Origin of the sequence: Streptomyces eurythermus, from assembly GCF_014649115.1 — a bacterium.
GTDB classification, from domain to species: Bacteria; Actinomycetota; Actinomycetes; order Streptomycetales; family Streptomycetaceae; genus Streptomyces; species Streptomyces eurythermus.
In genome coordinates, this window is record NZ_BMSK01000009.1 from 219,383 (window position 1) to 243,570 (window position 24,188).

26 protein-coding genes and 1 riboswitch are annotated in these 24,188 nt (G+C 71.1%); of the genes, 11 read left to right on the top strand and 15 right to left on the bottom strand.

The features are described 5' to 3' along the window. The first annotated feature begins 13 nt into the window (after positions 1 to 13). On the top strand, positions 14 to 373 hold the full coding sequence (locus IE251_RS19240) for a GroES family chaperonin (RefSeq protein WP_030610388.1): 360 nt from the start codon (positions 14 to 16) through the stop codon (positions 371 to 373). Between the two features lie 47 nt (positions 374 to 420). Next, positions 421 to 493, top strand: a riboswitch (guanidine-III (ykkC-III) riboswitch). Between the two features lie 34 nt (positions 494 to 527). Next, complete coding sequence (gene sugE / locus IE251_RS19245) at positions 528 to 848, top strand: quaternary ammonium compound efflux SMR transporter SugE (protein ID WP_030610391.1); 321 nt, start codon at positions 528 to 530, stop codon at positions 846 to 848. A 42-nt stretch (positions 849 to 890) separates the two neighbouring features. Here the strand turns inward: sugE and IE251_RS19250 are convergent, their stop codons facing one another. Continuing rightward, positions 891 to 3,299, bottom strand: a complete 2,409-nt coding sequence (locus tag IE251_RS19250; protein ID WP_229896856.1) for a transglycosylase domain-containing protein — start codon at positions 3,297 to 3,299, stop codon at positions 891 to 893. Between the two features lie 1,409 nt (positions 3,300 to 4,708). Between IE251_RS19250 and IE251_RS19255 the strand changes: the two genes are divergently transcribed. Genes IE251_RS19255 through IE251_RS19265 form a run of 3 tightly spaced genes read left to right on the top strand, consistent with a single transcriptional unit; the run spans position 4,709 to position 7,293 of the window. Then, a complete protein-coding gene (locus IE251_RS19255) occupies positions 4,709 to 5,509 on the top strand; it encodes an ABC transporter permease (protein WP_189754216.1) in 801 nt (266 codons plus the stop codon). After that, positions 5,502 to 6,329, top strand: coding sequence for an ABC transporter permease (locus tag IE251_RS19260; RefSeq protein ID WP_229896846.1), 828 nt, complete (start codon positions 5,502 to 5,504; stop codon positions 6,327 to 6,329). Before IE251_RS19255 ends, IE251_RS19260 begins: the two co-directional genes overlap by 8 nt. Then, entirely contained in the window at positions 6,310 to 7,293 is a 984-nt protein-coding gene (locus IE251_RS19265) for an ABC transporter ATP-binding protein (RefSeq protein ID WP_373302029.1), read from the top strand. Before IE251_RS19260 ends, IE251_RS19265 begins: the two co-directional genes overlap by 20 nt. Positions 7,294 to 7,326: 33 nt before the next feature. On the opposite strand, the gene IE251_RS19270 is transcribed toward IE251_RS19265, so the two are convergent. From IE251_RS19270 to IE251_RS19280, 3 genes are all read right to left on the bottom strand, one after another. Next, positions 7,327 to 7,740 (bottom strand): hypothetical protein, encoded by a 414-nt coding sequence (locus tag IE251_RS19270; protein ID WP_189754218.1) that lies wholly within the window; start codon positions 7,738 to 7,740, stop codon positions 7,327 to 7,329. A gap of 137 nt (positions 7,741 to 7,877) precedes the next feature. Further along, entirely contained in the window at positions 7,878 to 8,612 is a 735-nt protein-coding gene (gene rph, locus IE251_RS19275; protein ID WP_189754219.1) for a ribonuclease PH, read from the bottom strand. Between the two features lie 78 nt (positions 8,613 to 8,690). Then, positions 8,691 to 8,924, bottom strand: coding sequence for a PTS sugar transporter subunit IIB (locus IE251_RS19280; RefSeq protein WP_030610403.1), 234 nt, complete (start codon positions 8,922 to 8,924; stop codon positions 8,691 to 8,693). 155 nt (positions 8,925 to 9,079) lie between these two features. On the opposite strand from IE251_RS19280, the gene IE251_RS19285 reads away from it, so the two are divergent. Both IE251_RS19285 and IE251_RS19290 read left to right on the top strand, forming a co-directional pair. Then, entirely contained in the window at positions 9,080 to 10,366 is a 1,287-nt protein-coding gene (locus tag IE251_RS19285) for a PTS transporter subunit EIIC (RefSeq protein WP_189754220.1), read from the top strand. 178 nt (positions 10,367 to 10,544) lie between these two features. Beyond that, entirely contained in the window at positions 10,545 to 11,807 is a 1,263-nt protein-coding gene (locus tag IE251_RS19290) for a PTS transporter subunit EIIC (RefSeq protein ID WP_189754221.1), read from the top strand. Positions 11,808 to 11,866: 59 nt separating this feature from the next. On the opposite strand, the gene IE251_RS19295 is transcribed toward IE251_RS19290, so the two are convergent. Continuing rightward, positions 11,867 to 12,619, bottom strand: coding sequence for an MBL fold metallo-hydrolase (locus IE251_RS19295; protein WP_030782714.1), 753 nt, complete (start codon positions 12,617 to 12,619; stop codon positions 11,867 to 11,869). A 238-nt stretch (positions 12,620 to 12,857) separates the two neighbouring features. Here IE251_RS19295 and IE251_RS19300 point away from each other — a divergent pair, with 238 nt between their 5' ends. After that, positions 12,858 to 13,316: a type II toxin-antitoxin system PemK/MazF family toxin gene (locus IE251_RS19300; protein WP_030782717.1), complete on the top strand. Its 459-nt coding sequence runs from the start codon at positions 12,858 to 12,860 to the stop codon at positions 13,314 to 13,316. Here IE251_RS19300 and IE251_RS19305 read toward each other — a convergent pair. From IE251_RS19305 to clpS, 8 genes are all read right to left on the bottom strand, one after another. Further along, on the bottom strand, positions 13,313 to 13,774 hold the full coding sequence (locus IE251_RS19305; protein ID WP_189754222.1) for a hypothetical protein: 462 nt from the start codon (positions 13,772 to 13,774) through the stop codon (positions 13,313 to 13,315). The two genes, IE251_RS19300 and IE251_RS19305, sit on opposite strands and share 4 nt — an antisense overlap. 65 nt (positions 13,775 to 13,839) lie before the next feature. Then, positions 13,840 to 14,790 carry a PLP-dependent cysteine synthase family protein gene (locus tag IE251_RS19310; protein ID WP_189754223.1) on the bottom strand — a complete coding sequence of 317 codons (951 nt, stop codon included), beginning with the start codon at positions 14,788 to 14,790 and terminating at the stop codon, positions 13,840 to 13,842. A gap of 17 nt (positions 14,791 to 14,807) precedes the next feature. Continuing rightward, positions 14,808 to 15,086, bottom strand: a complete 279-nt coding sequence (locus tag IE251_RS19315) for a MoaD/ThiS family protein (protein ID WP_189754224.1) — start codon at positions 15,084 to 15,086, stop codon at positions 14,808 to 14,810. 95 nt (positions 15,087 to 15,181) lie between these two features. Next, on the bottom strand, positions 15,182 to 15,277 hold the full coding sequence (locus IE251_RS42120) for a putative leader peptide (RefSeq protein WP_342447365.1): 96 nt from the start codon (positions 15,275 to 15,277) through the stop codon (positions 15,182 to 15,184). Positions 15,278 to 15,356: 79 nt separating this feature from the next. Then, positions 15,357 to 15,779 carry a M67 family metallopeptidase gene (locus tag IE251_RS19320; RefSeq protein WP_189754225.1) on the bottom strand — a complete coding sequence of 141 codons (423 nt, stop codon included), beginning with the start codon at positions 15,777 to 15,779 and terminating at the stop codon, positions 15,357 to 15,359. Positions 15,780 to 15,925: 146 nt separating this feature from the next. Further along, positions 15,926 to 17,362 carry an amino acid permease gene (locus tag IE251_RS19325; protein WP_189754226.1) on the bottom strand — a complete coding sequence of 479 codons (1,437 nt, stop codon included), beginning with the start codon at positions 17,360 to 17,362 and terminating at the stop codon, positions 15,926 to 15,928. A 328-nt stretch (positions 17,363 to 17,690) separates the two neighbouring features. Further along, a complete protein-coding gene (locus IE251_RS19330; protein WP_189754227.1) occupies positions 17,691 to 18,296 on the bottom strand; it encodes a DUF2017 domain-containing protein in 606 nt (201 codons plus the stop codon). A gap of 9 nt (positions 18,297 to 18,305) precedes the next feature. Further along, entirely contained in the window at positions 18,306 to 18,623 is a 318-nt protein-coding gene (clpS, locus tag IE251_RS19335) for an ATP-dependent Clp protease adapter ClpS (RefSeq protein ID WP_030782738.1), read from the bottom strand. Between the two features lie 57 nt (positions 18,624 to 18,680). Between clpS and IE251_RS19340 the strand changes: the two genes are divergently transcribed. Next, a complete protein-coding gene (locus tag IE251_RS19340) occupies positions 18,681 to 20,027 on the top strand; it encodes a nicotinate phosphoribosyltransferase (protein ID WP_189754228.1) in 1,347 nt (448 codons plus the stop codon). Between the two features lie 94 nt (positions 20,028 to 20,121). Next, a complete protein-coding gene (locus IE251_RS19345) occupies positions 20,122 to 20,715 on the top strand; it encodes an isochorismatase family protein (RefSeq protein WP_189754229.1) in 594 nt (197 codons plus the stop codon). 35 nt (positions 20,716 to 20,750) lie between these two features. On the opposite strand, the gene IE251_RS19350 is transcribed toward IE251_RS19345, so the two are convergent. Beyond that, a complete protein-coding gene (locus IE251_RS19350; protein WP_189754230.1) occupies positions 20,751 to 21,083 on the bottom strand; it encodes a hypothetical protein in 333 nt (110 codons plus the stop codon). A gap of 121 nt (positions 21,084 to 21,204) precedes the next feature. Continuing rightward, positions 21,205 to 23,562, bottom strand: coding sequence for an immune inhibitor A domain-containing protein (locus IE251_RS19355; protein WP_189754231.1), 2,358 nt, complete (start codon positions 23,560 to 23,562; stop codon positions 21,205 to 21,207). Positions 23,563 to 23,948: 386 nt separating this feature from the next. Here IE251_RS19355 and IE251_RS19360 point away from each other — a divergent pair, with 386 nt between their 5' ends. Further along, entirely contained in the window at positions 23,949 to 24,185 is a 237-nt protein-coding gene (locus IE251_RS19360; protein WP_189754232.1) for a hypothetical protein, read from the top strand. Positions 24,186 to 24,188: the final 3 nt, after the last annotated feature.

Below are 24,188 nucleotides of genomic sequence, written 5' to 3' on the forward strand. Positions count from 1 at the left end.
TAGGTTTCGACGCGTGAGCGCCAACAGAAACGAGCAGAGCACTCCCCACCACGACAAGCTGCCCATCCGGATGCTGCACGACCGGGTTCTCGTGCGGCAGGAGACCGGTGAGGGCGAGCGGCGGTCGGGCGGCGGCATCCTGATTCCCGCCACCGCGGCCGTCGGGCGGCGGCTGGCCTGGGCCGAGGTCGTCGCGGTCGGCCAGAACGTACGCACGGTGGAGCCCGGCGACCGGGTGCTGTTCGACCCGGAGGACCGGGCGGAGGTCGAGGTGCGGGGCGTGGCCTACGTCCTCATGCGCGAGCGTGATCTGCACGCCGTCGCCGCGGACCGGTTCGAGGGGTCGGAGGACTCCACGGGGCTGTACCTGTAGCACACGGCAGCGAGAGGGCCGGTGACCATCGTCACCGGCCCTCTTTGCCGTGCCTTTGCTACGTTGGAAAGGAACCCGACGAGACGCGCCGTACCGGGTCCAAGGCAAAGACGACGCACCCCCAGGAAGAGTCATTCGTCTCGGAGGTGCCGTCATGGCCTGGATCCTGCTCGTCGTCGCCGGTCTGCTGGAAGTCGCCTGGTCGATCGGGATGAAGTACAGCGAGGGTTTCACCCGCCTGGTCCCGAGCCTGTTCACCGGCGCCGGCATCGTCGCCAGCATGGTCCTGCTGTCCTACGCCGCGAAGTCCCTGCCCATCGGCACGGCCTACGGCGTCTGGGTGGGCATCGGCGCGGCCGGCGCGGCGGTGCTCGGCATGGTGGTCCTCGGTGAGCCGGTCACCGCCGCCCGGATCTTCTTCGTGTGCCTGCTGCTGGTCGCCGTGGTGGGACTGAAGGCGACCAGCGGTCACTGAACCGCCGAGGCCCCGGCCCCTCATGGGGCCGGGGCCTCGCATCTACAGGCCGGGGCCGCCCCCGGCTCCCCCGTCCGTGGCCGTGGCACCGCCCGCGTCGGTGCCTCCGCCCGGCGTGCCGCCGCCGGTGGCCGTCCCGCCGCCGGGGGTGCCGCCGCCGGTGGTGGCGGTGCCGCCGCCGTCCGTGGCCGGACCGCCGCCGGTCGTCGTCGTGGTCCCGCCCGTGGTGGGCGTACCGCCGGTGGCCGTGCCGCCGGTCGCGGGGGCCCCGCCGCCGGTGGTCTGGCCGCCGTCGGCGGGCGCGCCCGTGGTGGCGCCGTCGGTCGGGGTGGCGGACGGACCGCCGGTGTCCTGGCCGCCGTCGGTGGCGGTGCCGCCGGTGTCCTGGCCGCCGTCCGTGCCCGGCTCGGCCGTGCCCGAGGTGGCCGGCGGCTCCTCGACCCGGTCGGCGCCCTGCTGGAGCCGCAGGTCGAAGTCCTTGACCGGCTTGCCCTCCAGCGCGTGCCGCGTGTACTGCGCCCAGATCTCGGTGGGCGCGCCGCCACCGTTGATACGGGCCTGGCCGAGCGCACCGTACAGCGGCTGGTGCTTGGCCGTCACCGGGTCCTGGCCCATGACCGCGACCACCGTGGCCAGGTCGGGGGTGTAGCCGGCGAACCAGGCGGCGGTGTCGCGCTCGGCGGTGCCGGTCTTGCCGGCCGCCGGACGGCCCGCGGCCTGCGCGGCGGTGGCGGTACCGCTCTCGACCACGCTCCGCAGCACCGAGGTGGTGGTGTCGGCGGCCTCCCGGCTGACGGCCTGCTTCACGTTCCGCTCGGGCAGCCTGATCTCGTCCCGGCCGTCCTTGGTGACCTCCTGGACCAGGCTGTACGTGCCGTGCTTGCCGTGGTTGGCGAGCGTGGCGTACGACTCCGCCATCTCCAGGACGCTGGCGGTGGCGGTGCCGAGCGCGATGGACGGGGACGGGTAGAGGTCCGGGGTGTCGGCGGGCACGCCGAGGGCGACCGCGGTCTCCTTGACCTTGGCCGGGCCGACGTCGGTGGCCATCTGCGCGTACACCGAGTTCACCGACAGGTCGGTGGCCTTGCGGACGGTGGTCGGGCCGTACGACCGCTGGTCCTCGTTCTCGGGGGCGTAGAAGCCGCCGCTCCAGCCCTGGATGGGGCGCTTGTTGGTGCCGTCGTAGACCGTGTTCGGGGTGATGGTGCGGCCGTCCTGGGTGGTGGAGCCGTTCTCCACCGCGGAGGTGAACACGAACGGCTTGAACGTCGAGCCGACCTGGAAGTCACCGCGGGTCGCGCCGTTGGTGTACTGCTTCACGTAGTCGATGCCGCCGTACAGCGCGACGACCTCGCCGGTCTTGGGGTCGACGGAGGCGCCGCCGGCCCGGACGTAGGTGTCGACCTTGTTGTTCTTCTTGTCCAGCTTGCTCATCAGCTGGTCGTCGACCGCCTTGACGAAGGCGTCCTGCCGGTCCTTCTGAATGGTGGTCCGGATGCGGTAGCCGCCGGCTTCGAGGTGGTCGGTGTCGATGATGTTGTTGCTGGTCAGGTACTGGTTGACCGCCTCCACCAGATAGCCGCGCTGGCCGGACAGGCCCGTGGAGACCGTCTGCTCCTTCGGCATGGGGAACTTCATCCCGGCCCGCTCGGACTGCTCCAGCCAGCCCTTCTTGACCATGCCGTCCAGCACGTAGTTCCAGCGGGCGACGGCCGCCTTCCGGTTCTCCGGGTGGGCCACGACGTCGTACTCGCTCGGCGCGTTGACGAGCGCGGCGAGGTAGGCGGCGCGGGCCGGGTCCAGGTCGTCGGCGTCCCGGCCGTAGTAGGCCTGGGCGGCGGCCTGGATGCCGTAGGCGTTGCGGCCGAAGTAGCTGGTGTTGAGGTAGCCCTCCAGGATCTCGTCCTTGGACTTGTTCTGGTCGAGCTTGATCGAGATGAAGAACTCCTTGGCCTTGCGGGTGACCGTCTGCTCCTGGGCCAGGTAGTAGTTCTTCACGTACTGCTGGGTGATCGTCGAGCCGGACTGCTTGCCCTTGCCGGTCGCGGTGTTCCAGGCGGCGCGGATCATCGCCTTGGGGTCGACGGCCGACTCGGTGTAGAAGTCGCGGTCCTCGGCGGCCAGGACGGCGTGCTGGGCGTCCTTGGAGACGTGCGCGAGGGAGACGTTCTCACGGTTGACGTCGCCGTCACGGGCCAGCTGGGAGCCGTCGGCGTACAGGTAGACGTTGCTCTGCTTGGTCGCGAACGCGTTGGCCGGCGGGATGTTCACCATCGAGTAGCCGACGAAGAACACGCCGATGATCAGCAGCACGAAGACGAAGCAGGTGCCGAGCACCATGCGCCAGGTCGGCACGAGCCGCCGCCAGCCGGTCCGCTTGGGCCGCTTGCCCTTCTTGGCGTTCTTGGCCTTCTTGCCCGAGGGCGCGTCACCGTCGGTCGCGGCGAGCACGGTGGTCTCGGCTTCGGGAGCGCCCGGGGTGCCCGCCGGTGGAGGTACGGATTCGGTACGGGGGCCGGGTACGGCACGGGTGGCCTCGGGACCGCCTGCCTTGGCCCCAGGAACACCGGTGCCGGCACCGGCCGCGGACGCCGACGCGGCACCGGCGAGCCCGGCGGCCTTGGCGCCCTGGGCTCCGGCGGCGGCACCGGCACCGGCCGCTCCGGCGGTGCCTGCCGCGCGGGCGGCCCGGGCGGCGCGGGCGGCGGCCGGGGAGGAGGTGCCGGTGGTGCTCGTGGTGCCGGCCGCGGGCGCGGCACCGGCGGGCTTGCTGCCCTGGGTGCCGGGAGTCTGGGCGGAGCGCTTCCCGGCGGCGGGGCGCGCGCCGGTGCCCGGCTCCGCCGGGGAGGAGGACGGGGTCTTCGTACCGGGTGCGCCCGGCTCGCCCGCGCGGGGCGCGCTCACCCGCCGCAGCACCTGGGTGGTCTCGGGCGCCTGCCCGGCACCGGCACCGGCACCACGGGCGGCACCGCCCGCCGGACCGGCACCCTGCCCACCGCCACCCGGCCCGCCGGCGGCCGAAGCGGCGCCGGCCGCCTGGCCGGGCCGGGGCTCGCTGCCCTGCCGTCCGCCGGAAGTACGGTCCGCGGACCCGGGGCCCTCGCCGGACCTGGGCGGGGTGACGCGCCGCAGTATCTGGGTGCTCTCGGACGGCTGGGCCGGCCCGGCACCGGCCGGTCCGCCCGCCTTCCGGGCGCCGGCGCCGTCGGCGGAGTCCGCGCCCCCCTTCTGGTCCGCGCGGGCGCCGCGCGCCGCCTGCCGGGCACGCGCCACGGACGCCGTCCGGTCCTGCGGCGCCCGGCCCGCGGCCCGGGCGCCGTCGGCGGACTGCCCGTCCGGGCGCCCGGAGCGCTCCTGGCCGAAGTCGTCGCGGTCCGGCGTGTCCGGACCCTTACGGGCACCCCCGGCAGCCGCGGCACCACCGGTGCCGTCGGTGCCCCCAGCGCCCCGGGCACCGCCGGGCCGGTCGGCGCGCTGCCGTCCGGTTCCCTCGGTGCCGCCGGCCCCGCGTGCCCCCTCGGGGCGTCGAGACCGGTCGGTGTGCTGTTCGGCGGCCGTCTCCTCGTGGCCCCCCGGCTTCCCGGGCCCTTCAGCCGGCAGCGGCTTTTCCGGCGCCACGCCTTCGTTCGGCTGCTGCGGCTGCGGCTCGTCGCTCATGTCGTGCACGGACTCCTGTTTCGCGTCGTACGTTCCCGTACGCCTCGTACGCTTCTGCGCTCCCCCTGCTTGAAGACTCTCGCACCTGGCGTTCCGTTCCCGGATTCCGGCACGGTTCCGGCGGAAAACGCGTGGCCGGCCGCCGGGTCGCCGGACTAGGCTCCTGCGCTTCGGTGTCGAGTGGTCCGAGGAGGTCGACTGGCGTGGGCGCGGGACGGTTGTACACGGCTGTCGCGGCAGGGGGGTTCCGACGGTACGCGACCTACCGTGCCGCCACTGCGGCAGGGGTGTTCACGAACACCGTCTTCGGCCTCATTCTCGTCTACACCTACCAGGCGCTGTGGAACGAGCGGCCCCATCTCGGCGGCTACGACCAGGCGCAGGCGGTGACCTACGTCTGGCTGGGCCAGGCCTTCCTGTCGACGCTGGCGATCGGGGGCGGCGGGGTCGAGGACGAGCTGATGGAGCGGATCCGCACCGGGGACGTGGCGATCGACCTGTACCGGCCGGCCGACCTCCAGCTGTGGTGGCTGGCGGCGGATCTCGGCCGGGCGCTCTTCCAGTTGCTGGGCCGGGGCGTCGTACCGTTCGTGTTCGGCGCGCTGTGCTTCCCGGTGTCGCTGCCGGCCGACGCGGGCAGGTGGGCGGCGTTCCTGGTGGCCGTGGTCCTCGCGATGCTCGTCGGGTTCGGCATCCGGTACCTGGTGGCACTGAGCGCGTTCTGGCTGCTGGACGGCACCGGGGTCACGCAGATGGGGTGGCTGCTCGGCTACTTCTGCTCGGGCATGCTGCTGCCGCTGAACGTGATCCCGGGCGCCCTCGGCGAGATCGTCCGGGTGCTGCCCTGGTCCTCGCTGCTGCAGGCCCCGGCGGACATCCTGCTGGGGCACGCCGACCCGCTGCCCACCTATCTGTTCCAGGGCGCCTGGGCGGTCGTGCTGCTGGGTGCCGGGCGGCTCGCGCAGTCGGCGGCCACGCGCCGGGTGGTGGTGCAGGGTGGCTGAGGGGCGGGACCGGCGGATCATCGAGGGTGTACGGGCGTACGGGCTGATCGCGGGGATGTGGGTGCGGTCCACGATGGCCTACCGCGCGTCCTTCGCCATGACCACGTTCGGGAACTTCGCGGCGACCTTCCTCGACTTCGTCGCGATCATGCTGATGTTCTCCCGGGTGGACGCGCTCGGCGGCTACCCGCTGCCCGAGGTGGCGTTCCTGTACGGGCTGTCCGCGACCTCCTTCGGCCTGGCGGACCTGCTGATCGGCTCGATGGAGCGGCTGGGCCGGCGGGTGCGGGACGGCACCCTGGACACGCTGCTGGTGCGCCCGGCGCCGGTGCTGGCGCAGCTGGCCGCCGACCGGTTCGCGCTCCGGCGGCTGGGCCGGGTGACGCAGGGCGCGCTGGTGCTGGGCTGGTCGCTGACCCGGGTGGACATCGACTGGACGGTGGACCGGCTGCTGCTGATGCCGGTGATGGTGGCGGGCGGCTGCGGGATCTTCTGCGCGGTGTTCGTGGCGGGGGCCGCGTTCCAGTTCCTGGCGCAGGACGCCTCGGAGGTGCAGAACGCCTTCACCTACGGCGGGACGACGCTGCTGCAGTACCCGCCGACGGTGTTCGCGAAGGAGCTGGTGCGCGGGGTGACGTTCGTGCTGCCGCTGGCCTTCGTCAACTGGCTGCCCGCGACCTATGTGCTGGGCCGGCCGTATCCGCTGGACCTGCCGCGGTGGACCGCGTTCGCCTCGCCGCTGGTGGCGGTGGCGTGCTGCGCGCTCGCGGGGCTGGCCTGGCGGGCGGGACTTCGTTCGTATCGCAGCACAGGGAGCTGACGTGGGCGACTTCATCACGCTGGAGAACGTCGAGAAGGTCTTCCAGGTGCGCCGCAGGACCGGGCTGTGGCGGCGGGAGAGGCGCGAGGTGCGGGCGGTGGACTCGCTGTCGTTCACCGTGGCCCGCGGGGAGATGGTCGGGTACATCGGGCCGAACGGCGCCGGGAAGTCGACCACCGTCAAGATGCTGACCGGGATCCTGACGCCGAGCGCCGGGCGGCTGCGGGTGGCGGGGATCGACCCGGCGCGGGAGCGGACGCGTCTGGCGCACCGGATCGGGGTGGTGTTCGGGCAGCGGACCACGCTGTGGTGGGACCTGCCGCTGATCGACTCCTACCGGCTGGCGCACCGCATGTACCGCATCCCGGACGCCCGTTACCGGCAGAACCTGGACCGGCTGGTGGAACTGCTGGATCTGGGTGCCCTGTTGGACGTGCCGGTGCGGCAGCTGTCGCTGGGGCAGCGGATGCGCGGGGACATCGCGGCGGCCCTGCTGCACGACCCGGACGTGCTGTACCTGGACGAGCCGACGATCGGCCTGGACGTCGTGTCGAAGGCCAGGGTGCGGGAGTTCCTGCGGGAGGTGAACGCCGAGCGGGGCACGACCGTGCTGCTGACCACGCACGACCTCCAGGACATCGAGCAGCTGTGCTCCCGGGTGATGGTGATCGACCACGGCCGGCTGGTGTACGACGGCCCGCTCGCGGGGCTGCACGAGGCCGGGGAGAGCGAGCGGACGCTGGTGGTGGACCTGGAGCGGGAGCTGCCGCCGGTCGAGGTGCCGTCGGCCCGGGTGGTGCGGGTGGAGGGGCCGCGGCAGTGGCTGGCGTTCCCGGCGGGGCAGTCGGCGGCACCGCTCGTCGCGCACCTGGCGGCCCGCTATCCGCTGGTGGACCTGTCGGTGCGGGAGCCGGACATCGAGGCGGTCATCGCCAGGATGTACGCGGAGCGGACGGCGCCGTAGCCCGCCGGTCCGCCAGGACGTGCCCACCTTCGCCTAGGACGTGCACACCTTGGTCAGTTCGCCGGCCGCGTCCGTCACCGGGCTCACGTCCGGTGTTTCGTCGCCGTTCCTGATCGCCGTACGGACGTTGTCCACGGCCTTGCCGAGATCGTCCACGGCCTTGTCGACGTCGGCGTCGTCGGTCTTGTCGCCGATCCGGCGGAGGTTCTTCTCGATGGAGTCGAGCGAGGCGTCGGCCCGGGAGGGGTCGTTCGCGGCGTTCTCCACGGCCTGCTGGAGGTCGGTGACGCTGTCGGCGATGGCGTCGGCGGTCTGTACGCAGTCCAGTGCCTTGTCCACGGCGTCACAGCCGGTGGTCAGGCCGGCGGTGAGCGCGACGGCGGCCACCGTGGCGGCGACGACGGCGACCCGGGCCCGGCGTGGGCGTGGGCGTCGGCTGGCGGGCATGGCGGGTTCCCCTCCCCTGGGACGGCCGGCCGGGCGCGCGACGGTGAGGCCGCGCGCCCGTACCCACAGGGACGCCACCGGGCCCCGGCGGGTTGCCGGCGGAAGCCGGTGAGTGGCCGACGGGCCCCTGGGGCTCGTCAGGCGCGCGTCGCCTCCAGGGCCGCCCGCTGGATCGCGGCCAGTTCGGCGCAGCCGCCGACGGCGAGGTCGAGCAGGGCGTTCAGCTCGTCGCGGGCGAAGGGCTCGGCCTCGGCGGTGCCCTGGACCTCGACGAAGCGGCCGTCGCCGGTGCAGACGACGTTCATGTCCGTGTCGGCGCGCACGTCCTCCTCGTAGCAGAGGTCGAGCAGCGGGACGCCGCCGACGATGCCGACGGAGACGGCGCTGACGGTGCCGGTGAGCGGCTGCCGGCCGGCCTTGACCAGCTTCTTGCCCTGGGCCCAGGCGACGGCGTCGGCCAGGGCGACGTACGCGCCGGTGATGGCCGCCGTGCGGGTGCCGCCGTCGGCCTGGAGGACGTCGCAGTCGAGGACGACGGTGTTCTCGCCGAGCGCCTTGTAGTCGATGACGGCGCGCAGGGAGCGGCCGATGAGCCGGGAGATCTCATGGGTGCGGCCGCCGATCCTGCCCTTGACGGACTCGCGGTCGCCGCGGGTGTTGGTGGCGCGGGGCAGCATGGCGTACTCCGCGGTGACCCAGCCCTCGCCGCTGCCCTTGCGCCAGCGCGGGACCCCTTCGGTGACGGAGGCGGTGCAGAAGACCTTGGTGTCGCCGAAGGAGATGAGGACGGAGCCCTCGGCGTGCTTGCTCCAGCCGCGTTCGATGGTGACCGGGCGGAGCTGTTCGGGCGTACGGCCGTCGATGCGAGACATGCCGCCGAGCCTAGCCGCAGCAAACGAAAGGGCTTCTCCCGCGTCGGGAGAAGCCCCTTCAGGGTGAACCGGTGGGGTTCACATCATGTCTTCGATCTCCGCGGCGATCGGGTCGGCGTCGGTGCCGATGACGACCTGGATGGCGGTGCCCATCTTCACCACGCCGTGGGCGCCGGCGGCCTTCAGGGCGGCCTCGTCGACCAGGCTCGCGTCGGACACCTCGGTGCGCAGCCGGGTGATGCAGCCCTCGATCTCTTCGATGTTGTCGATGCCACCGAGCCCGGCGACGATCTTCTCAGCCTTGCTGGCCATATTCCTTCTCCCTGCTCCGAACCGCTTGGTCGCAGTAACCCACAGTTGGCCCATCTTCGCGAGCGGTCGTGCCGTCCGTGCCCAATGATGGCGATCACAACAGCGGAACCGTCCGCCGACTGGTCTACACCACCGTGGGGAAGGTCGCCAAACCCATGAGCGCCGAGAGCACGGCCGGCCCGCTCCGGGCCCGCTGGAACGGCCTGTTCCAGGGGTTGCAGAAGATGGGCCGCAGCCTCCAGCTGCCCATCGCCGTGCTGCCGGCGGCGGGCATCCTGAACCGGCTGGGCCAGCCGGACCTGTTCGGCGCGGACGGCCTGGGCTGGACGGACGTCTCCAAGGTGATGAGCGGGGCGGGCGGCGCCCTGCTGGACGGGCAGCTCGGGCTGCCGCTGCTGTTCTGCGTGGGTGTCGCGATCGGCATGGCGAAGAAGGCGGACGGCTCGACCGCGCTCGCGGCGGTGACCGGTTTCCTCGTCTACTACGGCGTGCTCCGGCAGTTCCCCGAGGCGTGCCCGGCGGGCGCGAAGGTGGTGACGACCGGCTGCCAGGCGGCGAACGGCACGGTGACCGCGTTCACCTACCAGAACCCGGGTGTCTTCGGCGGCATCGTCATGGGCCTGCTGGCGGCCTTCTTCTGGGCCCGCTACCACCGCACCCGCCTGGTGGACTGGCTGGGCTTCTTCAACGGCCGCCGGCTGGTGCCGATCATCATGGCGTTCACGGCGATCGTGGTCGCGGTGGTGTGCCTGCTGGTCTGGCCGGCCGTCGGGGGCGCCCTGGAGGGCTTCAGCGGGTGGCTGCGGGACGCGGGCGCCTGGGGCGCGGGCGTCTTCGGGGTGGCCAACCGGGCGCTGCTGGTGGTGGGGCTGCACCAGTTCCTCAACGTGCCGATCTGGTTCCAGTTCGGCAGCTACACCAAGCCCGACGGCACGGTGGTGCACGGCGACATCAACATGTTCCTCCAGGGCGACCCGAACGCCGGCCAGTTCACCTCGGGCTTCTTCCCGGTCATGATGTTCGCGCTGCCGGCCGCCGCGCTGGCCATCACGCACTGCGCGCGGCCGGAGCGGCGCAAGGAGACCGGCGGGCTGATGCTGTCGGTGGCGCTGACCTCGTTCGTGACCGGCATCACCGAACCGCTGGAGTACTCGTTCCTGTTCGTCGCGCCGGCCCTGTACGCCGTGCACGCCGTGCTCACCGGGGTGTCGATGGCGGTGACCTGGGCGCTCGGGGTGCACGACGGGTTCAGCTTCTCGGCGGGGCTGATCGACTACGTGATCAACTGGAACCTGGCGACACGACCCTGGGCGATCATCCCGATCGGCCTGTGCCTGGCGGCCGTGTACTACGTCGTCTTCCGCGTCGCGATCACCCGGTTCGGCCTGCGGACACCGGGGCGGGAGCCGGCGGAGGAGGTGGAGGACGTCACCAAGGTCTGAGGCCGTGTCAGCGCGGGTGCGGGGGGGCACAGCGTGTAGCGCCCCGGTCGCGGAATCACGGGTTCCTTACGCCGCCTTCATCGTGCTACAACAGGTCTACACCACAGGTGGTGTAGACCAGAGACGCTGCCGTCCCCTTCCATGGTTCCCGGGCGGCGCCCTGCCCGATGGAGGAAGTATGACCACCGCCACCGAGTCGGCGGCCCCGGCCAAGAAGCCGGCGAAGAAGAAGGGGGCGGGCCTGCTCCAGGGCCTGCAGAAGGTCGGCCGCAGCCTACAGCTCCCGATCGCGGTCCTGCCGGCGGCGGGCATCATGGTCCGGCTCGGCCAGGACGACATCTTCGGCAAGGACGGCCTGGGCTGGGACAAGGTCGCGACCGTCTTCAGCGCCGCGGGCGGTGCCATCACCGGCAGCCTCCCCATCCTGTTCTGCATCGGTGTGGCCATCGGCTTCGCCAAGAAGGCGGACGGCTCCACCGCGCTCGCCGCGCTGGTCGGCTTCCTCGTCTACGACAAGGTGCTGCAGGCCTTCCCGGTGACCGAGGAGCACATCGAGAACGGCAAGATCGTCGCGGCGACGTACAACAACCCCGGGGTGCTCGGCGGCATCATCATGGGTCTGCTCGCGGCCGTGACGTGGCAGCGGTTCCACCGCACCAAGCTGGTGGACTGGCTCGGCTTCTTCAACGGCCGCCGGCTGGTGCCGATCCTGATGGCCTTCGTCGGCGCGCTGGTCGGCGTCCTCTTCAGCCTCGTCTGGGAGCCCATCGGCGACGGCATCACCAGCTTCGGCGAGTGGATGACCGGCCTCGGCGCCGGTGGCGCGGCCCTGTTCGGCCTGGTCAACCGCGGTCTGATCCCCGTCGGCATGCACCAGTTCGTCAACACCGTGGCGTGGTTCCAGCTCGGCGACTTCAAGAACGCCACCGGTGAGGTCGTGCACGGCGACATCACCCGGTTCCTCGCGGGCGACCCGTCCGCCGGCCTCTTCCAGACCGGCTTCTTCCCGATCATGATGTTCGGTCTGCCGGCCGCCGCGATCGCCATCGCGCACTGCGCCCGCCCCGAGCGCCGCAAGGCCGTGATGGGCATGATGGTCTCCCTCGCGCTGACCTCCTTCGTGACCGGTGTGACCGAGCCCATCGAGTTCACCTTCATGTTCATCGCCCCGGTCCTCTACGTCATCCACGCGGTGCTGACGGCCGTGTCCATGGCGGTCACCTGGGGGCTGGGCGTCCACGCGGGCTTCAACTTCTCGGCCGGCGCGATCGACTACCTGCTGAACTGGAACCTGGCGACCAAGCCCTGGCTGATCATCCCGGTCGGCCTGGTGTTCGCGGCGATCTACTACGCGGTCTTCCGGTTCGCGATCCTCAAGTTCGACCTGAAGACCCCGGGCCGCGAGCCCGAGGAGGAGGTCGAGGACCTCACCAAGGCGTGAGCGAGACGTGAGGAAGGCCCCGGAGCCCATGGCTCCGGGGCCTTTTCGCGTGCCCGGCGTCAGATCTCGTACGTGTGGCGCGGCACGGCCAGCTCCACCGGCCCGGGGAACACCTCGCGCGCGTGCCGCAGGTTGACCTGGGGGTCCGTCCACGGCGGGATGTGGGTGAGGACCAGTCGGCGGGCGCCCGCGCGGGCCGCCGTCTCGCCCGCCTCGCGGCCGTTGAGGTGCAGGTCGGGGATGCTTTCCTTGCCGTGCGTGAACGCGGCCTCGCACAGGAACAGATCGGTGTCCCGGGCCAGCTCGTCCAGCGCCTCGGTGACCCCCGTGTCGCCGGAGTACGTCAGCGACTTCCCGCCGTGCTCGACGCGGATGCCGTACGCCTCCACGGGGTGGCGGACCCGCTCGGTGTGCACGGTGAAGGGGCCGATCTCGAAGGTGGAGGGCTTCACCGTGTGGAAGTCGAAGACCTCGCTCATGGAGGAGGCGGAGGGGGTGTCCGCGTAGGCCGTGGTCAGGCGGTGTTCGGTGCCCTCGGGGCCGTAGACCGGCAGGGGGGCGCACCGGCCGCCCTCGTGGCGGTAGTAGCGGGCCACGAAGTACGCGCACATGTCGATGCAGTGATCGGCGTGCAGATGGCTGAGGAAGATCGCGTCGAGGTCGTAGAGACCGCAGTGGCGCTGCAGCTCGCCCAGGGCGCCGTTGCCCATGTCGAGAAGCAGCCGGAAGCCGTCGGCCTCGACGAGGTAGCTCGAACAGGCCGATTCCGCGGACGGGAACGACCCCGAGCAGCCGACGACGGTGAGCTTCATGAAGCAGAAACCTCCGTTGGCGGAAAAAGCTGTGGGCGAGATGGCGGAGCCACTCGGATGAGGGCTGTCGGGGGTCGTGCGGTCCGTCGAGCGTAAGGCGCGAGGGCGCGGGTCGCTCCTCCGCCAGGGGCCGTTGTGGGCGAACTCACCTGTGCTGTCACCGGTTCGGCTGGACCAGGGGCGCACCGGGTTCCCGGGAGGGCGCGCGATGTGCGGCGCGCGCCGGTAACGTCGTCGTATGGACACGTCCTGGTGGCTGGCGCTCGCGGCGGTGGTGCTGCTCGCACTGGTGGCCACGCTCGTCGACGGCTGGGGCCGGGGCCGCCGGCCCGCCGGGCGGCGCCTCAGGCCCCCGGGCCGGGCGGGCGCGCGGTCCGGGCACGCGCCGCGGCCGTCGCCCGGGGACATCTGGTGGGCGCACGTCCCCTTCGAGGACCGGCCGGGGCACAAGGACCGGCCCTGCCTGGTGCTGGCCGTGCGCGGCGACCGGGCCACGGTCGCGAAGATCACCAGCAGGTACCACGACGAGCGCAGCGGGGTGATCCCGCTGCCGCCCGGCGCGGTCGGCGACGCCCAGGGCCGCCCCAGCTTCCTGGAGACCGACGAGCTGCGCGAGGTCCCGGTGGACGGCTTCCGCCGCCGGGTGGGCGTGGTCGACCCGGTCCTGTGGGACCAGGTACGGCACCTGGCCGGTTAGCCGACCCGGACGGTGACCGTCCACTCCTCGACGCCCTTGCAGGACACCTGGTCCGGTGCGGTGGGCTCGGGGCACAGGGGGCGGGACGAGCTGAGTTTCACCGTGCCGGCGGCCACCGCGCGGTAGGCGGCCGTGGCGTCGCCCGGCTGGAGGACGAGGCCCGCGTTGATCGCCTCCAGTCCGCTGCCGCTCACGGTGACCGGCTTCCAGGGGCGGGCCCTGGTGCCGTCCAGGGTGAGCCGGAGCTCGCCGCCCTCGGCCACGCAGACGGTGCGGTCCTGGTCGGCGACCGTCAGGTTCGCGTGACCGGTGCAGTCGCCGGCGTTCCGGCCGGCCGACGGCGCTCCGGTGCCGGACGGCGCCGGCGCCCGGCCGCCGCTCCCGGTGTCCTGCTGGGAGCCGCAGCCGGCCAGGAGCAGCGCGACCGCCGTGAGGACGAGGGGCGTGGTACGGCGCATGGGATCCGCCTTTCCGCAGGAGTACTGGTGCGGATGTGACGTACCACCGGCGCGTCCGGATCCCGCTACGCCCAGAGCTGTCCCTGGAGGGTGGCGATCGCTTCCTCGGTGGTGGCCGCCGTGTAGACGCCCGTGGACAGGTACTTCCAGCCGCCGTCGGCCACGACGAAGACGATGTCGGCGCTTTCGCCCGCCTTGACGGCCTTGTTCCCGACGCCGATCGCCGCGTGCAGGGCGGCGCCGGTGGAGACGCCCGCGAAGATGCCCTCCTGCTGGAGGAGTTCGCGGGTGCGGGTGACCGCGTCGGCCGAGCCGACCGAGAAGCGGGTGGTGAGGACGGAGGCGTCGTACAGCTCGGGGACGAAGCCCTCGTCGAGGTTGCGCAGGCCGTAGACCAGGTCGTCGTAGCGCGGTTCGGCGGCGACGATCTTCACGTCCGGCTTGTGCTCGCGCAAGTAGCGGCCGACGCCCATCAGGGTGCCGGTGGTGCCGAGGCCCGCCACGAAGTGGGTGACCGAGGGCAGGTCGGCGAGGATCTCCGGGCCGGTGGTCGCGTAGTGGGCGCCCGCGTTGTCCGGGTTGCCGTACTGGTAGAGCATCACCCAGTCGGGGTGCTCGGCGGCCAGCTCCTTGGCCACGCGCACCGCGGTGTTGGAGCCGCCGGCGGCCGGCGAGGAGATGATCTCGGCGCCCCACATGCCGAGCAGGTCCCGGCGTTCCTGCGAGGTGTTCTCCGGCATCACGCACACCATCCGGTAGCCCTTGAGCTTGGCGGCCATGGCGAGGGAGATGCCGGTGTTGCCGGAGGTGGGTTCGAGGATCGTGCAGCCGGGGGTGAGCCGGCCGTCCTTCTCCGCCTGCTCGATCATGTGCAGCGCGGGGCGGTCCTTGACCGAGCCGGTGGGGTTGCGGTCCTCCAGCTTGGCCCAGATCCGCACGTCGGGGGACGGCGACAGCCGCGGCAGGCGCACCAGGGGGGTGTTGCCCACCGCGGCCAGCGGGGAGTCGTAGCGCATCGCTGCTCGGGAGCCGATCAGCGCATGCCGCCGGCCACGGCCGGCAGGATCGTGACGCTGTCGCCGTCGGACAGCTTGGTGTTGATGCCGTCCAGGAAGCGGACGTCCTCGTCGTTCAGGTACACGTTGACGAAGCGGCGCAGCTGGTCGCCGTCCACGATGCGGGCCTGGATGCCGGCGTGCCGGGTCTCGAGGTCGGCGAACAGGTCGGCGAGGGTGTCGCCGTTGCCCTCCACCGCCTTCTGACCGTCGGTGTACTGGCGGAGGATGGTCGGGATGCGGACCTCGATGGCCATGGCTCAGGGCTCCTGTCGGAAGGTGTCGTCGGTTCGGTCAGGCGCGCGGCGGCGGCCCGCCGCGGCGCGGGGCCGTACGGCGGCAGCGGCGCGGTTCAACAAAGGGCGCTGTTCAGCCTGCACAGGTCGACGTGCAGCCGCGCCACGAGCAGCGTGCCCGGCGCCCTGTCGCCCACGTCGAGAAGAACCATGGGCTCATCGTATCGATTCCCGGCCCGCGGCCCGGAGTGTGATTCCGCATGCCGGACGGATATCGTCCGCTGGGCGAGATCAGTAGTCCGTCACGACCCTGACCTCCTCCTCGGTGACCTGGCCGTCCACGATCCGGAAGGAGCGGAACTGGAAGTCGCCGAGGCCGTCGGTGTCGGCGGTGGAGACCAGGACGTAGTGGGCGCCGGGTTCGTTGGCGTAGGAGATGTCGGTGCGCGACGGGTATGCCTCGGTGGCGGTGTGGGAGTGGTAGACGACCACCGGCTCCTCGTCGCGGTCGTCCATCTCGCGGTAGAGCTTGAGGAGATCACCGGAGTCGAACTCGTAGAAGGTGGGCGACATCGCCGCGTTCAGCATGGGGATGAAGCGCTCGGGGCGGTCCGAGCCCGCCGGGCCCGCCACCACGCCGCACGCCTCGTCGGGGTGGTCCGCGCGCGCGTGGGCGACGATCTGGTCGTACAGGGCCTGGGTGATGGTCAGCATGGGGGTCAGGATAAGCAGAGGGCCGCTCCGTACCGAGGGGTGGTACGGAACGGCCCACATGCCGGACGTCCTGAGCGGCGGCCGACGGGGGCGCCACGAGAGCTCCCGGCGGCCGGACGTCCCTTTCCGGGAGGTCCGGGGTCCTCTCAGCGCTTGCGGAAGGCGGCGGCCTCCGGGTCGCGGCGCCGGAGCACCAGGTAGGCGACGGCGAGGATCAGGCCCCACACCGGCGCGCAGTACAGCGAGACCCGGGCGTCCTTGTCGATGCCCATCAGCACGATCACCATGCCGATGAAGGCGAGCGCGATCACGCTGGTCCACGGCGCGCCCGGGGCGCGGAACTCCGAGCGGGGCAGCTCGCCGCGGTCGGCCTTGGCCCGGTAGCGGATCTGGCAGATCAGGATGACGATCCAGGCCCACATGCCGGAGATGGTCGCGAAGGACACCACGTAGTCGAACGCCTTGCCCGGCCACTGGTAGTTGATCCAGACGCCGACCAGCATCAGCGCGGCGGAGAACGTGGTGCCGATCAGCGGGGTACCGCTCGACGTCAGCTTGGTGAACGCCTTGGGACCCTGGCTGTTGAGCGCCAGGTCGCGCAGCATGCGGCCGGTGGAGTACATGCCGGAGTTGCAGGACGACAGCGCGGCGGTGAGCACGACGAAGTTGACGATGCCCGCGCCGGCCGGGAGGCCCATCCGCTCGAAGGCGACCACGAAGGGGCTGTTGCCCGCGCTGAAGCTGGTCCACGGCACGACCGAGAGGATCATGATCAGCGCGCCGACGTAGAAGACGGCGATGCGCCACGGCACGGTGTTGATCGCCTTGGGCAGCACGGTCTTGGGGTCCTTGGACTCGCCCGCGGTCACACCGACCAGCTCGACGGCGAGGAAGGCGAACATCACCATCTGCAGCGTCATCAGCGTGTCGTCGACGCCGTGCGGGAAGAAGCCGCCCTGGTTCCACAGGTGGGCGACGGAGGCGGTGTCGCCGGCGTCGGAGAAGCCGATGGTGAGGATGCCGGCGCAGATCAGGATCATGCCGATGATGGCGGTGACCTTGACCATGGAGAACCAGAACTCCAGTTCGCCGAAGAGCTTCACGGAGATCAGGTTGGCGCCGTAGAGGACGACGGTGAACACCAGGGCCGACAGCCATTGCGGGATGTCGGTCCAGTACGTGATGTATTTCGCCGCCGCGGTGACCTCGGTGATGCCCGTGACCACCCAGAACAGCCAGTACGTCCAGCCGGTCACGAAACCGGCGAACGGGCCGATGAACTCCCGCGCGTAATCGGAGAACGAACCCGACACGGGGCGGTACATCAGCAGTTCGCCGAGTGCCCGCATGATCATGAAGATGATGAGGCCCGCGACGGCGTACGCCAGGATCAGGCTCGGACCGGCCTTGGAAATGCCCTTGCCCGCGCCGAGGAACAGGCCGGTGCCGATGGCCCCGCCGATGGCGATCATCTGGATCTGCCGGGCTCCGAGCCCGCGCTGATACCCCTCGCCGCCCTCGCTGCCCTCGGCCCCCGCGGCCTCATTGCCGTCGCGATGCTGATCGACCTGCGCTGAGGTCATGTGTGGTGCGCCTTTCTCCATACCGAACCGGGCCTTGCGTCGGCCTCGGATCGGATCTCGATCCCCCCGGATTGATGGAGCTGTTGCCTGGCCGACGGTCGTCGGCTCGGTGGCGCACCCGGCCGAACATGGGTGGTGTTGGCCGGGCGGTCGTGAAGATTTATCACGGGCGCAATACTGATCACAGAGGGGCAGTGTGAGGCACCACACAGCCAAAACCGGACAAAGATGGTCCGAAGGTATCAAAAAAGGCCGGTATGGTAATGCGATCGTTATCCGGGTTTGAGCGTCCTCTGAGCGGACACCGATCGGAACCGGCCACTCCGCCTCACGGCAGCAAGGTCGACACCAAGGTCTCCTGGAGCCCGCCCAGCCAGAGGTAGGCCAGCACCATCGGCTTGCGCGGATCCTCCTCCGGCAGCCGGTAGAGCAGATCCGTGTCGTCCTCGTCGGTGATCTCCAGCCGGGCGCCGATCGCCAGCCGCAGGTCGTTGAGGGCGCCGAGCCACTGCCGGGACTCCTCCGGCGTCAGCTTCAGCACCGCGCCGCCCTCCCCGGCCGGGGTGAGCGCGTCCAGGGAGCGGATCACGCCGAGCGCGCTCTCCCGCTTGCCCGCGCGCAGGTCGTTCTCCGTGTAGCGGCGGAACTCGGCGGAGTGCGCCCGCCGCTCCTCGGCCTCGGCCGGCGAGGCGGGGGCCTGCTCCGGGTCGCTGTAGGCGTCCGGGAAGAGCCTCCTGAGGACCGGGTCGGCCGGCGGCTCGCTCGGGCCCTCGGCAAACAGCTCGGCCAGCGGGTCGGCCGGGGCATCGGCGCCGGGGCCGGGACCGATCAGCTCCAGGAGCTGCACGGCCAGCGAGCGGATGATGGAGATCTCGACGTCGTCGAGCGCGACGGCCGCGCCGCCGCCGGGGAGCGGTTCGAAGTGTCCGGGCATCTGCGGCGTTTACTTCCGGTCCTGCTGGAGGGTGGCCCACAGTCCGTAGCCGTGCATCGCCTGCACGTCGCGCTCCATCTCCTCGCGGCTCCCGCTGGAGACGACCGCCCGGCCCTTGTGGTGGACGTCGAGCATGAGCTTGGTGGCCTTGTCCTTGGAGTAGCCGAAGTACGTCTGGAAGACGTAGGTGACGTAGCTCATGAGATTGACCGGGTCGTTGTGGACGATGGTGACCCAGGGGACGTCGGGTTCGGGTACGGCGGAGATCTCCTCCGCCGACTCGGTGCGTTCGATCTCTACGGGCGCGGGTGACGTCACACTGCCCATGCTGCCACGCCCTTCATAAATCGTCACACCGACGAAAAGGGAGTACGATTCCCCGACATGAACACAGCGGACCTTGGGCTGCCGGTGGATGTTCCCTCGACGGCGCTCTTCACGGACCAGTACGAGCTGACGATGCTGCGCGCCGCGCTGAAGGCCGGTACGGCCGAACGGCGGAGCGTGTTCGAGGTCTTCACCCGGCGGCTGCCGAACGGGCGCCGCTACGGCGTGGTGGCCGGGACCGGGCGGGTCCTGGACGCGGTGGAGAACTTCCGCTTCGACCCGGGCGTCCTCGGCTTCCTGCGCGAACGGCAGATCGTCGACGAGGACACCCTGAAGTGGCTCGCCGACTACCGCTTCAGCGGGGACATATGGGGTTACCCCGAGGGCGAGGTGTACTTCCCCGGCTCGCCGATCCTGCGCGTCGAGGGCAGCTTCGCCGAGTGCGTCCTGCTGGAGACGGTGATCCTGTCCATCCTCAACCACGACTCCGCGATCGCCGCCGCCGCCTCCCGGATGGCCTCCGCCGCCGGTGACCGGCCGCTGATCGAGATGGGCGCCCGGCGCACCCACGAGCTGGCCGCGGTGGCCGCCGCCCGCGCCGCCTACGTCGGCGGCTTCGCCACCACCTCCGACCTCGCGGCCGGCTTCCGCTACGGCATCCCCACCGTGGGCACCTCGGCCCACGCCTTCACCCTGCTGCACGACCGCGAGCGGGACGCCTTCCAGGCACAGGTGGAGACCCTCGGCCGGGGCACCACCCTGCTGGTGGACACCTACGACGTCGCCGAGGCCGTCCGTACGGCCGTGGAGGTGGCCGGTCCCGAGCTGGGCGCGGTGCGCATCGACTCCGGCGACCTGCTGCTGGTGGCCCACCGGGTGCGGCAGCAGCTGGACGAGCTGGGCGCCACCGATACGAAGATCATCGTGACCTCCGACCTGGACGAGTACGCCATCGCCTCGCTGGCCGCCGCGCCCGTGGACGCCTACGGGGTGGGCACCCAGCTGGTGACCGGCTCCGGGCACCCCACCAGCTCCATGGTCTACAAGCTGGTCGCCCGCGCCGACTCCGCCGACCCGAAGGCGCCGCTGGTGCCGGTGGCGAAGAAGTCCAGCGGCGGCAAGATGTCGGTCGGCGGCCGCAAGTGGGCGGCGCGCCGGCCGGACGCGGACGGGATCGCCGAGGCCGAGGTCGTCGGCACCGGGCCGGTGCCGGCCGAGCTGGCCGACCGGCAGCTGCTGGTGCCGCTGGTGCGCGGCGGGACGGTGGTGGCCCGGGAGCCGCTGGACGTGCCACGGGAGCGGCACATCGCGGCGCGCGCCAATCTGCCGCTGTCCGCCACCCAGCTCTCGCGCGGGGAACCCGTCATCCCGACGGAGTACGTACACGGGCGCTCGGGTAGCTAAAGCGCGACCGCCGTCCGCCCCTTCCCACCCCTCCCGCACGAGCCCGGAAGTCTCTAGGCTCGGTTACTTCACTCTCAGTCGAAGGACACCCACCATGCGCCGCGCCTTGATCGTCGTAGATGTGCAGAACGACTTCTGCGAGGGGGGCAGCCTCGCGGTGGCCGGGGGGGCGGACGTGGCCGCCGCCGTCACGGAACTGATCGGCGAGGCGGCGGGCACCGGGTACCGGCACGTGGTGGCCACCCGGGACCACCACATCGCGCCCGGCGGTCACTTCGCCGACGACCCCGACTACGTCCGCTCCTGGCCCGCGCACTGTGTCGCGGGCACGGAGGGCGTGGGCTTCCACCCGAACTTCGCCCCCGCGGTCGCCTCCGGCGCGGTGGACGCCGTGTTCGACAAGGGGGCGTACGCGGCGGCGTACAGCGGCTTCGAGGGCACCGACGAGCACGGCGTGTCCCTGGCCGACTGGCTGCGCTCCCGGGAGATCACGGAGGTGGACGTGGTGGGCATCGCCACGGACCACTGCGTACGGGCCACCGCCCTGGACGCGGCCCGCGAGGGCTTCCGCACCCAGGTCCTGCTGGACCTGACGGCCGGGGTGTCCCCCGAGACGACCGAGCGCGCCCTGGAGGAGCTGCGGGCGGCGGGCGTCGAACTGACCGGCAAGCCGGTGGTCGGCGGCTGAGCGGGGCGGGCGCTGAGCGGGGCGGGGCGAGCGCGTCACCGTGCCGTCGCCGGCCCCCGCAGCAGCGCCCGGATGGGGTGCCACAGTTCCGTCGCCATGACGCCGCCGGCCGCCGTGGGGGCCGTGGGCGCCGTGCGCCAGACCAGGCCGTCGGGGTGGTGCAGGACCGCCGTGATCTCGTCCGGTGTCGGAGGCTCGGCGTTGCCCCGGAGGTACACCGCCCGCAGACCCAGGTTGCGGAGCCTGGTCAGGGCGCGTGCGCGGTTGGCGGCGTGCACGAGGATCCGTACCGCGGCAGAGCCGTACGGCAGGTTGAGTGCCACCACCACCGTGCCGTTCGGCAGCTTGCTGAAGCCTCCAGCGGCCATGCGGTCACTTCCCCGTTCCGGTCGGTGTCAATAAGCGGTCCACAGGACGCACCTAAACACGATCGGCGGCAACCCGCCAGAGGGTTGCCGCCGATACGCCTATGACCTGCGGTGATACGGGTTACTTCACCGCGGGGCCGACCTTGAGGGAGATCGTCGAGCCGTCCTTGGCCTCCTTGACGATCGTGATCTTGGTGTTGGTGTCAGTGACCTTCACGCCACCGGTCGGGTTCGCCGGGTCGTAGTAGGTGCTGGTGTGGTCGTTGAAGACCGGCACGCCCTTGGAGCCCTTGATCTTCAGCGCGACATCGGCCTTGTGCAGGGTGATGCCGTCCGTGGCGTACAGGCTGAACGGCGAGTCGTAGGCCTGGACGCGGTTGCGCAGCAGCGTGCCGTCGGCCCACTTCAGCGCCGTCGGGTGCGAGTCGACGGGGAGGATCAGACCGCTGCCCGGGTGACCGTTGGTGCTGTTGGTGTTGTTGTCCGCCTGGGAAGTGTCCCACTTCCAGATCAGCAGGCCGTTCTGGTACGGGTAGTGCTCCACCCAGTCCGGACGCGACGCGAAGCCGAAGTTGTACGGGCCCGTCCTCAGCGTCTTGTCGTACGACACGTACTGCCGGTTCTCGGCGATGTAGTACTGCTTGTAGTCCTTGGTGAAGGACGCGCCGATGCGGGAGAAGCCGTTCGCGGTCCAGCCGGCGTCCGCCTTCTCGGCGTCGTCCGAGAACAGCGCGGCGCCGTCGGCGGTCACGGTGATCTCGTCGGCGGTGAAGCCGTTCTCCGCGACACCGCCGTCGGTGGCGTAGCGGAAGCGCAGGTCGATCTTCTTGCCCGCGTAGGCGTCGAGCGGGAACGCCAGCTTCTTGTGCGTCTGCGAGAAGCCGCTCAGCGCGGGCTTGCCGCTGGCGTCCTTCGGCAGGGCCTGGCCGTCCGCCGTGCCGTCCAGCGCGGTCCAGTTGGCGCCGCCGTCGGTGGACACCTCGGTGTAGACGTAGTCGTAGCCGTCCTCGGTGGCCCACCAGCCGTCCAGGGTGAGGCTCGCCGAGGTCTTGCCGGTCAGATCCACGGACCGGGTCAGGGTGTTCTTCAGGTCGTTGCCGCTGCCGCTCCACCACTGGGTGGAGCCCTGGGCGGGCTGGGTGATCGTGGTGGTGACCGCCTTGTCGGGCAGGTTGACCACGAGGGCCTGCTTGTCGAAGGTGTTGTACTCGGCCGGGCCCAGCTTGTGCGTGGACTGCTTGCCGGCCGTGGCGGTGTCGTAGTTCAGCCAGCCCAGCTGGAGCTTGTCCCAGGAGTTCATGTCACCGGGCAGGTCGCCGATGGAGTCCTCGCCCCGGCCGAGCCAGGAACCGGAGGACATCAGGGTCCAGAAGCCGGTGGAGTTGTCGCCGCCCGCGGTGTCGTACTCGTCCGGCAGGCCGAGGTCGTGGCCGTACTCGTGGGCGAAGACGCCGAGGCCGCCGTTCTCCGGCTGGATGGTGTAGTCGCCGACCCAGATGCCGGTGTCGCCGACCTGGGTGCCGCCGAGCTTGTTGTCCTGCGGGCCGGTGGCACCGGCGTCGGTGCCGAAGGCGTACCAGCGGTGGGCCCAGATCGCGTCCGTGCCCTGGGCGCCGCCGCCCGCGGACTCGTCCTCACCGGCGTGCACGATCTGGAAGTGGTCGACGTAGCCGTCCGGCTCGTTGAAGTTGCCGTCGCCGTCGTAGTCGTACCGGTCCCACTGGTCGTACTGGGCGAGGTCCTTCTTGATGTCGGCGTCGGTGCGGCCGGCCGCCTTCTGCTGGGCGACCCAGGCGCTCAGGCCGTCGCTGACGACGTTCCACACGCTCGGGCAGTTGGTGGAACCGCACGCGTTGTTGCCGTAACGGGCCTCGTTGTAGGGCACCTTGACCCAGTCGGTGACCTCGCCGGAGACCGAGTAGCGGCCCGAGGACTGCTTCTCGTAGTACTTCTTCAGCGACTCGGTCTTCTCGCCGGTGCCGAAGTAGAGGTCCTGGTAGTGCTTCTGGTCGTAGTCCTGCTGCCAGGCCGTGGAGTTGTCCTTGGTGCGGTCCGGCGCGGCGATCTGGTTGTGCAGCGGGCCGGGCGTGCCGCCGAGCTTGGGGTCCGTCTTGTCCCCGAACTCCACCAGGATGGTGAAGATCTTGTCGGTCTTCTCGCGGCTCAGCTCGACGTACTTGCTCTTGCCCTTGCGGCTCTTGAGCTTGACGACCTTCGAGCCGTTGCGCTCCTGCGCGGTGGCCTCGCCGGATATGAGCTGGTTCAGGGCCTCTTCACGCTGGGCGTCCTGGGTCTTGCTCAGGGGGCCGTCCAGGTCGTGCTTCTGCTGCTTCACCGGCGCCGGGTCGTGCCGGTTCGCGGCGGCGGGCCGGGGCTGGGTGCCCGCCTCGGCGACGGCGAACGTCGCGAACGAGGCGGACGCCGCCGCGAGGGTCACGCCGATGGCGGCCGCTCTGAACGTCCAGGATCTGCTGGTCACTTGAGTTCCTCCCCCGCGCCGCGCACACGGACAGGGGGTTCCGGGCATGGAGGAATCCGTGCGCGCAAGATCAACGCGTGTAGTCAAGTGACGACATTTGACTAGAGGTTTGGCAGAAAAGACAGACCTTGACTTGAGCAGGACAAGTGCACTATGCGGAGGTGGAGTTCGCTTTACGGACAGGTGGCGACATGGCTACAGCCCTGCGGAACCCCGCGCCTGACGGGCCGGTGACTCCGTGCGCCCCCCGTGCACCGGCACCGTGGGTCAGGTCACGCTTACCGGGAGTTCCCCCCGGGCAGGGACGCCAGGAGAATCGAACGGCACAGAGAATCGAACGGCCCCGTCCCGACTTCCCCCCGAAGACTGCCGAGGACCCGATCGCCATGCCTCGTCCGACCGCCGCACAGTTCGCCTACGGCTCCTGCACCGTGGTCTTCTCGGCGCTCGCCATGCTGCTGCTGTCGCAGACGACTTCGGGCCCCTGGATCACCGTCATCGCCCTCGCGGCCCTCGCGCTGGGCCTGCTGGTCGCCTGGACGGTCCCCCTGCCCGGAACGCACGGAACGCGGACGCCCGCCGAGCCGGCCGCGAACGAGGGGCGCATGCCCACGGCCCGGTGACCC